The sequence below is a fragment of the Actinomadura spongiicola genome (assembly GCF_003432485.1).
Taxonomy (GTDB): Bacteria; Actinomycetota; Actinomycetes; order Streptosporangiales; family Streptosporangiaceae; genus Spirillospora; species Spirillospora spongiicola.
Map to the genome: position 1 here is coordinate 322,935 of NZ_QVNQ01000004.1, position 12,749 is coordinate 335,683.

12 protein-coding genes and 1 tRNA gene are annotated in these 12,749 nt (G+C 71.1%); 9 read left to right on the top strand and 4 right to left on the bottom strand.

Going from position 1 to position 12,749, the window contains the following annotated elements:
• Positions 1-13: 13 nt before the first annotated feature.
• A complete protein-coding gene (locus tag D0T12_RS14220) occupies positions 14-973 on the top strand; it encodes an NADP-dependent oxidoreductase (RefSeq protein WP_117400032.1) in 960 nt (319 codons plus the stop codon).
• Between the two features lie 75 nt (positions 974-1,048).
• The gene (locus tag D0T12_RS14225; protein ID WP_147339513.1) at positions 1,049-1,279 is read left to right on the top strand and encodes a hypothetical protein; all 231 of its coding nucleotides are present in this window, start codon (positions 1,049-1,051) and stop codon (positions 1,277-1,279) included.
• 55 nt (positions 1,280-1,334) lie between these two features.
• Here D0T12_RS14225 and D0T12_RS14230 read toward each other — a convergent pair whose 3' ends face one another.
• Positions 1,335-2,642: a sensor histidine kinase gene (locus D0T12_RS14230; RefSeq protein ID WP_233526053.1), complete on the bottom strand. Its 1,308-nt coding sequence runs from the start codon at positions 2,640-2,642 to the stop codon at positions 1,335-1,337.
• A gap of 388 nt (positions 2,643-3,030) precedes the next feature.
• Between D0T12_RS14230 and eno the strand changes: the two genes are divergently transcribed.
• From eno to D0T12_RS14250, 4 genes are all read left to right on the top strand, one after another.
• The gene (gene eno / locus D0T12_RS14235) at positions 3,031-4,314 is read left to right on the top strand and encodes a phosphopyruvate hydratase (RefSeq protein WP_117400434.1); all 1,284 of its coding nucleotides are present in this window, start codon (positions 3,031-3,033) and stop codon (positions 4,312-4,314) included.
• A 103-nt stretch (positions 4,315-4,417) separates the two neighbouring features.
• Positions 4,418-4,906 (top strand): FtsB family cell division protein, encoded by a 489-nt coding sequence (locus D0T12_RS14240; protein WP_117400034.1) that lies wholly within the window; start codon positions 4,418-4,420, stop codon positions 4,904-4,906.
• 87 nt (positions 4,907-4,993) lie between these two features.
• Positions 4,994-5,545 (top strand): DUF501 domain-containing protein, encoded by a 552-nt coding sequence (locus D0T12_RS14245; RefSeq protein ID WP_117400035.1) that lies wholly within the window; start codon positions 4,994-4,996, stop codon positions 5,543-5,545.
• Positions 5,542-6,486: a Ppx/GppA phosphatase family protein gene (locus D0T12_RS14250; RefSeq protein WP_117400036.1), complete on the top strand. Its 945-nt coding sequence runs from the start codon at positions 5,542-5,544 to the stop codon at positions 6,484-6,486. The genes D0T12_RS14245 and D0T12_RS14250 overlap by 4 nt, the downstream gene beginning before the upstream one ends.
• 15 nt (positions 6,487-6,501) lie before the next feature.
• Here D0T12_RS14250 and D0T12_RS14255 read toward each other — a convergent pair whose 3' ends face one another.
• Positions 6,502-7,305 carry a DUF2510 domain-containing protein gene (locus D0T12_RS14255; protein WP_158581497.1) on the bottom strand — a complete coding sequence of 268 codons (804 nt, stop codon included), beginning with the start codon at positions 7,303-7,305 and terminating at the stop codon, positions 6,502-6,504.
• Positions 7,306-7,439: 134 nt separating this feature from the next.
• Between D0T12_RS14255 and D0T12_RS14260 the strand changes: the two genes are divergently transcribed.
• The 3 genes from D0T12_RS14260 (at position 7,440) to D0T12_RS14270 (ending at position 10,408) form a co-directional block, all read left to right on the top strand.
• Positions 7,440-8,267, top strand: coding sequence for a uracil-DNA glycosylase (locus tag D0T12_RS14260; protein ID WP_117400038.1), 828 nt, complete (start codon positions 7,440-7,442; stop codon positions 8,265-8,267).
• A gap of 267 nt (positions 8,268-8,534) precedes the next feature.
• On the top strand, positions 8,535-9,890 hold the full coding sequence (locus D0T12_RS14265) for an NAD(P)/FAD-dependent oxidoreductase (protein ID WP_117400039.1): 1,356 nt from the start codon (positions 8,535-8,537) through the stop codon (positions 9,888-9,890).
• Positions 9,891-10,335: 445 nt separating this feature from the next.
• Positions 10,336-10,408: transfer RNA gene (locus tag D0T12_RS14270), tRNA-Leu, on the top strand.
• A gap of 445 nt (positions 10,409-10,853) precedes the next feature.
• On the opposite strand, the gene D0T12_RS14275 is transcribed toward D0T12_RS14270, so the two are convergent.
• Together D0T12_RS14275 and D0T12_RS14280 are read right to left on the bottom strand one after the other, a co-directional pair.
• The gene (locus D0T12_RS14275; protein ID WP_067799929.1) at positions 10,854-11,081 is read right to left on the bottom strand and encodes a DUF4287 domain-containing protein; all 228 of its coding nucleotides are present in this window, start codon (positions 11,079-11,081) and stop codon (positions 10,854-10,856) included.
• A gap of 234 nt (positions 11,082-11,315) precedes the next feature.
• Positions 11,316-12,536 carry an acetyl-CoA C-acetyltransferase gene (locus tag D0T12_RS14280; protein ID WP_117400040.1) on the bottom strand — a complete coding sequence of 407 codons (1,221 nt, stop codon included), beginning with the start codon at positions 12,534-12,536 and terminating at the stop codon, positions 11,316-11,318.
• Positions 12,537-12,749 lie beyond the last annotated feature (213 nt).

Consider the following 12,749-nt stretch of genomic DNA (forward strand, 5'->3'; position numbering starts at 1 on the left):
GGGGACGATCGTCATGCGAGCCATCGCCGTGTCCGAGTACGGTGCCACACCGGCGCCGATGTACCTACCGCGTCCGGTGCCGGGGCCCGGAGAGATCCTGGTGAAGGTCATCGCGGCGGGGCTCAGCCCGCTCGACTGGAAACTCGCCGACGGCATGCTGAAGGACTCCGTCGACGCGTCGTTCCCGCTGATCCTCGGCCAGGACGGCGCGGGCGTCGTGGACGAGGTCGGCGAGGGCGTGACCCGGCTGCGGCACGGCGAACAGGTCTACGGGATCCTCGCCGCGCCGGAGCGGGGCCTCGGCGCGTTCGCCGAGTACGCGATCGTCCGGGAGGACGGCCCGGTCGCCAGAATCCCCGACGGGATGATCTACACCGAGGCCGCCGCGGTGCCGACCGCGGGTTCGGCGGCGCTCGCGATGCTGGAGCAGGCGCGGGTCGACGCCGGGCAGACCGTGCTCGTCGTGGGCGCGACCGGCGGCGTCGGGCAGTGCCTGGTGCGGCTCGCGTCCCTCGCGGGCGTCAAGGTCATCGCCACCGCCCGCGCCGACATGGCCGGCACGATGCGGCGCCTCGGCGCGGACGAGACCGTCGAGTACTCGCACGGCGACCGCTCCCTGAGCGAACTCAACGCCAAGGTGCTGGCCGTCCACGACGACGGGATCGACGCCGTCCTCGACCTGGTCGGCGACACCTCCACCACCGAGAACCTCGCGCGGCTTCTGCGGCCCGGCGGGACGTACCTCAGCGCGGTCTGGGCCGTGCACCCCGACTCCATGGAGGCCAAGGGGCTGCGCGCCGTCAACCTGGACGACCGGCCCTCCGCCGCCGCGCTGGAGCGGCTGTCCGATCTCATCGACGCGGGCGACCTGCGCGTCCGCGTCGAACGCGAGGTCCCGCTGGAGGACACGCCGGACGCCCTCGCCGTCAACCGGGTGGGCGGCGCACGCGGCAGGACCGTGATCCGCCTCTGATATCGGTTTCGATCCGCGTCCGGCGAGCACTATTTCGTCCCGTTACGGGCATGCAGCCCCACGGGAGGAATTCACATGAATCAGAGCAGTATGGGCGGGCGGGACGAGGACGACCGCCGCACCCGGCTCCGTGACATCGACGAGTCCCTCGACCGGTTGCGCGCCGACCTCACCCCGCCGTCCGGCGACGCCGGTGACAACGTCGACTCCGGCCAGTACCTCGCCGCCCGGGAGGAGCTGGAGGGCCAGATCGAACTGCTGGAGTACGAGCGCGAACGCCTTCGCGTCGAACTCGGGGAGGACTGAGCGGTCCGTCCACCATCACGGGCCCCGTCACCGGCGGGCCCCGTTGACCTGCGGGTCAGCGGGGCAGGCGTAGGACGAAACGGGCGCCGGGAGAGCCGTCGAGACGGTCGGTGAGGACGAGCGAGCCGTCGTGCGCCTCGGCGATGTCCCGGGAGATGGCGAGACCGAGCCCGGTGCCTCCGGCGTCGCGGTGACGGCCCTCCGCGAGCCGCGCGAACCGTTCGAACACCCGCTCCCGGTCCTCGGGCGCGACACCGGTCCCGTCGTCGATCACCTCCACCACGGCGGTCGGCGGGTTCTCCTCCGTGCCCAGGATCACCGTCACCTCCGAGGCCGCGTGCCGGTCGGCGTTGTCGATCAGGTTCGTCAGCAGCCGGGCCAGTTCGCGGCGGCCGCCGTTCACCGTCACCGCCCCCTCGGCCAGGACCGTCACCTGGGTGCGGAGCGGGCGGCGCAGCACCTCCTCGTCGGCGAGCTCGGTCAGGTCCACCTCCTCGCGCGGGAAGTTCCGGTCGGCGGTGAGGCGGGTCAGCGCCCGCATGTCGTCCACCACCGCCGTCAGCCGGTCGGTGTTGGCGAGGATGGCCCGGAGCGCCTCCGGCAGGTCGGTGTCGTCGGGGTCCGACAGCGCCAGCTCCAGCTCCATCCGCAGCGCGGCGAGCGGGCTGCGCAGCTCGTGGGACACGTCGACCACGAAGGCGCGCTGCCGGGCGACCGCGCGTTCCAGCCGGTCGAGCGTCGCGTTGATGCTCCGCGCGAGCCTTCCCACCTCGTCGAGCCGGGACGGCTCGGGCACCCGGCGCTCCAGGTCCGTCGCGGTGATCTCGTCCAGTTCGCGGCGGATCTCGTCGACCGGACGCAGCGTGCGGCCCACCGACCGCCAGGTTCCGTAGCCGACGAGCAGGGTGCCCGCCAGGGTGCCCAACAACAGCAGCAGGGCGAGCTTCGGCTGCGGCAGCAGCCCCGGTTCGGGTGTCAGAGCGAAGACGTACCGGGTGGACGTCCCGGTGTCCACGCGGTACTCGACGATCAGGAAGCAGGACCCGCCGGGCGCGTCGACGTCGCAGCTGCTGCCCTCCCGGCGATCGTCCGTCGGCACGGGCGGCGGGAACCGCACCGGCGCGCGCCCGCGCATCCGGGGAGAGGCCGCGACCACCCGTCCCTGCTCGTCCACGACCTGGAGCAACTCGCCGCCCGAGCCGCCGATCTCGGGTCCCAGGGTGCCGTTGTTGATCGCGACCGCCACCCGGCGGCCTTCCTGGGAGATGTCCTGGACGGCCTCGGTGTTGGCCTGCTCCCGGCCGCCCGCCAGTACCAGCAGTGACATCGCCGTGAACAGGACGAGGGCGACCAGCACGGCCACGAGCGTGACCCGTACACGCAGTTCCGGGTGGCGCAGCGCGGTCCGCCAGAGCCATCGGGTCAGGCGGGGGCTCGGCCCACGAGAACCGTCATCGCGACCACTGGACTGGGTGGGTCGGACACGTATGGCGACCTCCCGGAACTGTTCCTGGCAGTACCCGGTTTTTCTTGCCGGAACAGGGCAAACACGACCGTGCTGGACAGGTAAAAGATCGTTCACCCGGGTCCGGTCGCGTGGCCCGCGACGCGTCGGCCGGCGGGCCCGCGGGCCGGGAGCGGCGAGCCAGTTGGGCGGCGCGGGGGCCGCGCCGATAGGCTCGGTGGCTGCACAGAACCGCACGGATGTGACAGATCCGCATCCGGTCATATCGCTCTTCAGGGGGTTCCCCGTGTCGTCGATCGAGGCCGTACTCGCCAGGGAGATCCTGGACTCTCGCGGCAATCCGACCGTCGAGGTCGAGGTCCTGCTCGCCGATGGGACCGAGGCGCACGCCGCCGTGCCGAGCGGGGCCTCCACCGGCCAGTTCGAGGCCGTCGAACTGCGGGACGGCGGAGAGCGCTACGGCGGCAAGGGCGTCCGGAACGCCGTCAAGGCCGTCAACGAGACCATCGACGAGAAGCTCGTCGGCTACCCGGCGTCCGACCAGCGGCTGATCGACCAGCTCCTGATCGACCTGGACGGCACCCCGGCCAAGTCGGCGCTCGGCGCCAACGCGATCCTCGGCGTCAGCCTGGCCGTCGCCAAGGCCGCCGCCGACTCCGCGGGCCTGCCGCTGTTCCGCTATGTCGGCGGCCCCAACGCGCATCTGCTGCCCGTCCCGATGATGAACATACTGAACGGCGGCGCGCACGCCGACACCAACGTCGACGTCCAGGAGTTCATGATCGCGCCGATCGGCGCGGCCACCTTCGCGGAGGCGCTGCGCTGGGGCGCCGAGACCTACCACGCCCTGAAGTCGGTGCTGAAGTCCAAGGGCCTGGCCACCGGGCTCGGCGACGAGGGCGGCTTCGCGCCGGACCTGCCGAGCAACCGCGAGGCCCTCGACCTGATCATGGAGGCGATCGGCAAGGCGGGCTTCGTCCCCGGACGCGACATCGCGCTCGCCCTCGACGTCGCCGCCACCGAGTTCCACTCCGACGGCCAGTACACCTTCGAGGGCGTCAAGCGCTCCAGCGACGACATGGCCGCCTACTACGGCGCGCTGATCACCGAGTACCCGCTGGTCTCCATCGAGGACCCCCTCGACGAGGAGGACTGGCCGGGCTGGGAGGGCCTCACCGCCGCCGTAGGCGACCGCGTGCAGATCGTCGGCGACGACCTGTTCGTCACCAACCCCGAGCGGCTGGCCCGCGGCATCGGGGCCCGCGCCGCGAACGCGCTGCTGGTCAAGGTCAACCAGATCGGCACGCTCAGCGAGACCCTCGACGCCGTCTCGCTCGCGCAGACCAGCGGGTACCGCTGCATGATGAGCCACCGGTCCGGCGAGACGGAGGACACCACGATCGCCGACCTGGCCGTCGCCACCAACTGCGGCCAGATCAAGACCGGCGCGCCCGCCCGCAGCGACCGCGTCGCCAAGTACAACCAGCTCCTGCGCATCGAGGAACTGCTCGACGACGCCGCACGCTACGCCGGCGCCGCGGCGTTCCCGCGCTTCAACGCCCAGGGCTGACCGACCGGATCCGTGAGCCGGGCCTCGGGTCGTCGGGTCGCGGACGGACGACCTCGTCCGCGACCCGGGCTCCCGCGACTCCGTTCGACCAGGCAGGGGACACATGGCTGAGGACAGGGCAAAGAAGGGCGCCAAGGACGGCTCCGAGGGCAGGGCCGCGGCCAGAACCGGGGACAGGGCCGGGGGCGGGTCCGGTCGCGGGGAGGGCGCGCAGCGGGGCAATCCGGCGCTGACCAGCCGTGCCGCCATCCTCGCCGTGGTGGTGTGCGCCATCGCGCTGAGCCTCGCCTACCCCGTCCGGGAGTACATCGCCCAGCGCAAGGAGATCGCCGACCTTCGCCGGCAGGAGGCCGCCGCCCGGCGGCAGGTCGAGATCCTTGCCCAACGCAAGCAACAACTCGGTGAAAAGTCGTACATTGAGCGTGAGGCGACGCGAAGGCTCCATTACTGCCGTCCTGACGTCAAGTGCTACATCGTCATGGACGACGGTCCGGACGACGGGCGCCAGGCCCGCAGGGGCGGACCGACCAGCAGGCCGCCCTGGTACGAGACGCTGTGGCGGTCGGTGGAGGCGGCCGACCGACCGCGCTGACGCGTCCGCCGGAGGGGATGTCGGAGGGGCGGTGCGGGAACGCGTCGTTCGAGGGCGGATTTTCGGGAGTGTCCGGGTGGGGACGTCATGATCGGAGCACATGACACGGCCGCGGTCGCGGCCCAGCTCGGGCGGCCACCGCGCGGCCTGCGCCGGGTGGCGAGCCGCTGCCCGTGCGGGCTGCCCGCCGTCGTCGAGACGGCGCCGCGGCTGCCGGACGGGACGCCGTTCCCCACGCTGTTCTACCTGACGTGCCCGAAGGCCGCGTCCGCCATCGGAACGGTCGAAGGCAGCGGGATCATGCGGGAGATGCAGGCCAGGCTCGCGGACGACCCGGCGCTGGCGGCCCGCTACACCGCCGCCCACGAGGACTACCTGCGGCGGCGCGACGAGGCGGCCCGCGACGAGGGGATCGAGCCGCTGCCCGAGGGCATGCAGAGCGCGGGCGGCATGCCGGAGCGCGTCAAATGCCTGCACGCCCTCATCGCCCACGAACTCGCCGTGCCCGGCGCCAACCCGTTCGGCCGGGAGGGGCTGGACGCCTTGCCCGAATGGTGGCGTTCCGGGCCCTGCGTCCACGTCGACCCGGAAACAAGTGATCGAGAAACCAGCGAGGCGGAACCAGGGGAGGAACGGTGACGCGTGTCGCCGCCGTCGACTGCGGGACGAACTCCGTCCGGCTGCTGATCGCCGACATCGCGCCGGGTGAGGGCGGCGGGACGCTGACCGACGTCGAACGCCGGATGGAGATTGTCCGGCTGGGGGAGGGCGTCGACGAGACCGGACGGCTGTCGCCCGCCGCGCTGGAACGGACGTTCACCGCCATGCGCGGCTACGCCGGGCTGATCGACCGGCACGGGACCGGCCACGGCCCGATCAAGACCCGGGTCGTGGCGACCAGCGCCACCCGCGACGCCGAGAACCGGGCCGACTTCGTCAGCGGCGTCGTCGACATCTTCGGTGTCGTGCCCGAGGTGATCAGCGGGGACGAGGAGGCCGAGCTGTCGTTCCTCGGCGCGACCCGGGAACTGGCGGCGCTGCGGCCCGCCCGCCCCTACCTGGTCGTCGACATCGGCGGCGGTTCCACCGAGTTCGTCGTCGGCAGTTCCACCGCCGACGCCGCCCGCTCCATCGACATCGGCTGCGTGCGGATGACCGAACGGCACCTGAAGGACGGTGACCCGCCGTCGCCGTCCCAGATCTCCGGCGCCGCCGCCGACATCGACGCGGCCCTCGCCACCGTCCGCGAGACCGTGCCGGTCCACGAGGCGCGCACGCTCGTCGGGCTCGCCGGGTCCGTCACCACGGTCGCAGGCATCGCGCTGGACCTGCCGGAGTACGACTCGTCCCGCATCCACCTGTCCCGCATCACCGCCGCCCAGGTCCACGAGGTGACGCGGCGGCTGCTGCACGCGACCCGCGCCGAGCGCGCCGAGATCGGCGTCATGCACCCGGGACGGGTCGACGTGATCGGCGCGGGCGCGCTGATCCTGGACCGGATCATGCGGGAGTACGGGTTCGGCGCGGTCGTGGTCAGCGAGCACGACATCCTGGACGGTCTCGCCTGGTCCCTCGTCTGAACCGGGGCTCGTTCCTCACCGTCTGAGCTGGGACACCAGGGCGGGGATCAGCACCGCGTTCGGGTTCTGCTGCGGGACGTAGAGCACCGGCGCGGCGCTGTTGGTCTGCTGGATCCAGACGCGTCCGCCGTCGACCGTCGCGCCGGAGATGGCCGACCAGCTCAGCGACACGCGGTTGCCGCGGACGCCGCCCGGGTGCACGGTCAGGCCCTGCGCGACGTCCACCGACTCACCGGCGCGGACCCGTCTCGCCAGTTCCTCCACCAGCCGCCGCTCCGCGAACTCCTGGCACAGTTGGATCAGGCGCCCCCACACCTGCTCCGGCTCGTCCTTCGCGCCGAGCCCGTCCCGTTCGATGACCACCTCGACGCGCGGACCGCCCCGGAACGGGAACCGTCCCGCCTGGAAGATCCATTGGTGGGCCGGGGCGCGGCCGGAACCGGCCGGTCGCTCCGCCGCCCAGTACGCCACCCACTCCACATGCGGCCACGCGAGCGACGCGTTCCCGTACGCCACGAACCGCTCGTCGGCGTACAGGTGCAGGTCGCGGACGTTCACGTCCAACGGTTGGACGGCCGGACCGGCCTCCCACGTCTGCCGGGGGTGCGGCGCCGCGTAGGGCGTCCCGTACCGGGTGTCCCGCTGCGTTTCGCGCCGGGGCTCCTCGTACTCCTCCCGCGGTCGCTGCTCCCGCGCGGGAAGGCGCAGCCGCGGTGGACGGGACGGCTCAGGGTTGAGGCGTTCCGTCCAGTTCTCTCCGTCCCACCAGCGCAGGCTCCCCGTGCCGTAGGGGTCTGGATACCAGCCCGGTTGCGACACTTCCTGCCTCCGCTTCACCCTGCGCCGGGCACCCCGTCTGCCCGACCGGCGAACGCATCGTACCGACCGGGAGCGGCTGTGCAGAGAGATGGGCGGAACCCGGCCACCGCCTGTGGCGTGCGACGATCGATGGTATGACGCCCGGCAACGCCCCGTTCGTACCGCCCGGATCCGGATGGCCGGAAGACCCCGCGACCCCCGGAACGCCCGTCGCGCACGGCACCGGCGACGTCGTCGAGCTGGCCGCCAAGGCTCCCGATCTCGACGGGCTGTGCGCCCGGCAGTCGGTGTGCCGGGCGTGCGACCGGCTCGTCGAATGGCGGGAGAAGGTCGCCGTCCAGCGGCGCAGGGCGTTCGCCGACGAGGACTACTGGGGCCGGCCCGTCGCCGGATGGGGCGACCCGGAGCCGCGGATCCTGATCGTCGGGCTCGCGCCCGCCGCGCACGGCGGCAACCGCACCGGGCGGATCTTCACCGGGGACCGGTCCGGCGACTGGCTGTTCGCGTCCCTGCACCGGGTGGGGCTCGCCGCGCTGCCGACCAGCGTCCACGCGGGCGACGGGCAACGGCTGATCGGCGCGCGGATGGCGGCGACCGTCCGGTGCGCGCCCCCCGACAACAAGCCGACGCCGCTCGAACGCACGACGTGCCTGCCGTGGCTGGCCCGCGAGGTCGAACTGGTCGCGGCGAGCGTGCGCTGCGTCGTGTGTCTCGGCGGGTTCGCCTGGCAGGGCGTGTGGCCCGCGCTGAAACACGCCGGGTACGGGCTGCCGCGTCCCCGGCCGAAGTTCGGCCACGGCGCCGAGGTCGAGCTGGCGCCACCGCCGTCCGCGCGGGACGGCGCGTCGGGGCCCGTGCTGATGCTGGGCTGCTACCACCCGAGCCAGCAGAACACCTTCACCGGTCGTGTCACCGAGGACATGCTGGACGCCGTCCTCACCCGCGCCCGCGACCACCGCTAGCCGGCAATCAGGCCCGCTGTGCCGGGCCGACCCGGAATGTCGGGAATGCTCTCCAGCATGGGCGGGCGTGGGGCAGGGCCTTGGCCAAGCGGCCGGGGCGGTCGGGCCGACCCCGCCCGGCTCGCCGTCCACGGCCGCTTGGCGCCCCCGTTCGGCCCTGTCCCGCGTCTTTCTGGTGCTTCGTCGGGTGAGATGCAGTGCTGGACGAAGAAGTTCGCGGTATGGGGCAAGTGCGTGAGTATGTCCTAGGCGGGTACCGCTTCGCACATGGCCTCTGAGCGCGGATCCGCGAAGCACATCGTGATCGTCGGCGGCGGGTACGTCGGCATGTACACGGCGTTGCGCCTGCAGAAGAGGCTGCGCCGCGAGTTGCGCGGTGGTGAGGTCGTCATCACCGTCATCGACCCCCAGTCGTACATGACCTACCAGCCGTTCCTCCCCGAGGCCGCGGCGGGGAACCTTGAGCCGCGCCATGTCGTGGCGCCGTTGCGGCAGGTGCTCGGCCGGTGCCGGATCCTGAACGGCTTCGTGACGCGCATCGACCACGCGTCCAGGAGCCTCACGGTCCGACCCGCGGGCTCGCAGACCGCGGGCGTCCCCGAACGGATGGTCGGCTACGACATGCTCGTCGTCGCCCTCGGGTCCGTCTCGCGGACGCTGCCGATCCCGGGCCTCGCCGACTGCGGGATCGGCTTCAAGACCATCGAGGAAGCGATCTTCCTGCGCAACCACGTCCTGCATCAGCTCGACATCGCGGCGTCCAACCTGGACGACGAGCAGGTCAGGAGGCGTGCGCTGACGTTCGTGTTCGTCGGCGCCGGGTTCGCGGGCGTCGAGGCGATGGCGGAGCTCGAGGACATGGCGCGGGACGCCCTCAAGGCGTACCCGACGCTCGACGAACGGGAGATGCGCTGGCTGATGGTCGAGGCGACCGACCGGATCCTGCCCGAGGTGGGGCCGGAGATGGGGCGCTGGACCGCCGAGGCGCTGCGCCGCCGGGGCATCGAGGTCAAGCTGGAGACGTTGCTGAAGTCCGCCGAGAACCGGCGCATCGTGCTGAGCGACGGGGAGGAGTTCGACGCCGGGACGCTCGTGTGGACCGCCGGGGTGAAACCGCACCCCGTCGTCAAGGACAGCGACCTTCCCCTGGACGAGAGGGGACGCGTCAAAGCGACCGCGGAATTGACCGTCGAGGGGCTGGACGGCGTCTACACGGCGGGCGACAACGCCGCCGTTCCCGATCTCACCGATACCGGTGACTTCACCGCGCCCAACGCGCAACACGCGGTCCGGCAGGCCAAACGTTTGGGCGACAACATCGTGGCGGATCTGCGCGGAAAGCCGCGAAAACCGTATGTGCATGGTTATGTCGGCTCGGTGGCAGGCCTCGGCCTGCACAAAGGCGTGGCGAACGTCTACGGGGTGAAGTTGCGCGGCCTTCCCGCCTGGTTCATGCACCGGACCTACCATTTGTCGCGGATGCCGACGATAAATCGGAAGTTCCGGATCACCATGGACTGGACGCTGGCGATGTTCTTCCGGCGCGAGATCGTCTCCCTGGGTGAGCTGGAATGGCCGCGCCAGGAGTTCGAACTCGCGGCCGGACGCCAGCACGACACGTGACCGCAGGCCCCCGTACCGCGCGATGGAGACGCCGGCGTGAGATGAAGGCGCCCGAGCCGTAGGGGACTGAGCCGAACCGCATCGCCGACCTGCTTTCCGTGGATGCGCCGAGGGGACGCCCCCGCGGGGCGGAGGTGGGCGCCGTCCGGCCCGTCCGACCACCCCTGCCCGACGGCGCGCACACCGCGAATGCGGCACGGAGTCACCGCGCGAACATATGACGAAGGCACCCCGCATACTTGGGCGTCGAATGCCCGGAGCTGGCCGGACCCGGCCGGGTGCGCGTCCGGCCGTTCTCCGTCGCCGCAACGGCTCTGGCCTGCGAAATCGTACAGATCGACGGACGTGGGACGCCCGCCATTCGCCGGAACCGCCACGCCCACACCCCCACGATCACCACGTAAGGGCCCACCGGGGCGGGCAGTTCACTCGATATGATTGCGCCGCCCCTGTAGCCCAATGGCAGAGGCGGGCTCCCTAAAAGAGCCAACGTGTCGGTTCGAGTCCGACCAGGGGCACCCAACGGTCGGCCGGCGCTTCTGTCAGGGGCGCCGGAACACCGATTTCTCGCTCCCGTGCCGGATGCTCGGGAAGACGAAACCGGGAAGTCACAAAAAAACCGGCATTGTGGTGAAATGTTGTTGAGTTCGGGCTCGTGTTACAGGAGCGACGGAATGAACGAGTCGCGTTCCGTGGTGTGCCCGGCCCGGTGAGGGCGGCGTGTCCCCGACCGCGATGATCCCTACAGCGACGACCCCGACGTCGATGACCCCGACGTCAATGATCAGCCCCGCGCCGGTGGCGTGGGGCTGATCACTGTGGGATCTCTGCGCCAGAGTCGTGGCGCGGCGTGGCGGCACGACGGCGGGGGCATCCGTTGGCGGGATCCCACCGGGTCCATGTGAAGTTCGCTATGAAGGCCATGATGGTCCCGCCGTCAGGCGGGACGCGTGGAGCGAAAGCTCAGTAGTGCCTCGCGCGGCGGGTGCGCTCGTGCTCGCGTACCAGCGCCGCCGCGTATCCGTGGGAGAGGTTGTGCTCTTCGGCCAGCCAGGAGCTGCGCTCCTCGCAGCGGGTGAACGACGGGCCGTTCTCGATGGCGGTGAACCACTCGGGGATGTCACGTCCTGTGACTTGCGGAATGCGGGCGATCAGCTTGCTGTGCGTCTCCGGCGAGTGGTTCAGTGACAATTGGCACCTCCAGGTCGCGGGGCTCTTCCTGCTGACTCTGCAACACGAGTCCGGATGTGACAACCCCCTAACGGGGACCTATCTTTTACGCAACGTAGATCATTTATAACGGGGATGTCCTCCGGAAACGCGCAGGTCGCCGCCCTGTCAAGTGGACGGCCCGCCACAGAGGCCTTCCCAACGCCTCCCGCCGTCTCCCGCGTCTTCCGACGCCCCCCGATGCCGGCGCACCGTCTAGGAGAGGCGCTCCACCACCATCGCCATGCCCTGGCCGCCGCCGACGCACATCGTCTCCAGCCCGAACTGCTTGTCGTGGAACTTCAGGCCGTTGAGGAGCGTGGAGGTGATGCGGGCGCCGGTCATGCCGAACGGGTGGCCGACCGCGATCGCGCCGCCGTTCACGTTCAGCCTGTCGATGTCGACACCGAGGTCCTCGGCGGACGGCAGCACCTGCGCCGCGAACGCCTCATTGATCTCGACGAGATCGATGTCGTCGATCGTCATGCCGGCCTTCGCGAGCGCCCGGCGGGACGCCTCGACCGGGCCGAGCCCCATGATCTCGGGGGACAGGCCGGTGACGCCCGTCGACACGATCCGGGCCAGCGGGGTGATGCCGAGTTCGGCGGCCTTCGTGTCGCTCATGACGATGACCGCGGCGGCGCCGTCGTTCAGCGGGCAACAGTTGCCCGCGGTGACCGTCCCGTCCGGGCGGAAGACCGGCTGGAGCTGCGCGACCTTCTCGTAGGTCGTCCCGGGACGCGGCCCGTCGTCCTTGGCGAGGACGGTGCCGTCCGGCAGCGTCACCGGCGTGATGTCCGTCTCCCAGAACCCGTTGGCGAGCGCCTTCTCCGCGAGGTTCTGCGACCGCACGCCGAACTCGTCCTGCGCCTGCCGGGAGACGCCGCGTGCGCCCGCCACGTTCTCCGCGGTCTGACCCATCGCGATGTAGATGTCGGGGAGGGCGCCGTCCTCGCGTGGATCGTGCCACACGGGCGATCCGCCTTCGCCCGCCCTGGCCGTGCGCGCCTGCGCGTCGGCGAACAGCGGGTTCTGCGTGTCGGGCAGGCCGTCGCTGCTGCCCTTGGAGAACCGGCTGACGGTCTCGACGCCCGCCGAGACGATGACGTCCGCCTCACCGGCCTTGATCGCGTGCAGCGCCATCCGGGTGGTCTGCAACGAGGAGGAGCAGTACCGGGTGACCGTGGCGCCGGGCACGTCGTCCCAACCGAGCAGCACGGACACGACCCGTGCCATGTTGTAGCCCTGCTCGCCGCCGGGCAGCCCGCAGCCGAGCAGCAGGTCGTCGATCTGGCCCGGCTCCAGCTCCGGCACCTTGGCCATCGCGGCGGTGACGATCTGGGCGGTGAGGTCGTCGGGCCGGACGTCCTTGAGCGATCCCTTGAAGGCGCGGCCGATCGGTGAGCGCGCGGTGGCGACGATGACTGCCTCGGGCATGCGAGTCTCCTCGAATGTTACTCGGTGGTTCACCCAGCAATCTAGCCGCTACCTCACATACCCGTATATCGCGGGTTTCAGTTTTATTACACGTAACGTTTGATAGCGGCGGTTCCGCGAGTTCCCGAGCCGGTGATGACATTCGCCCCATGCGGCCGGGACGGCGGACCCCGGACGCTGATGCACGGCGGAACCGTACGGCCGCCGCAAGCG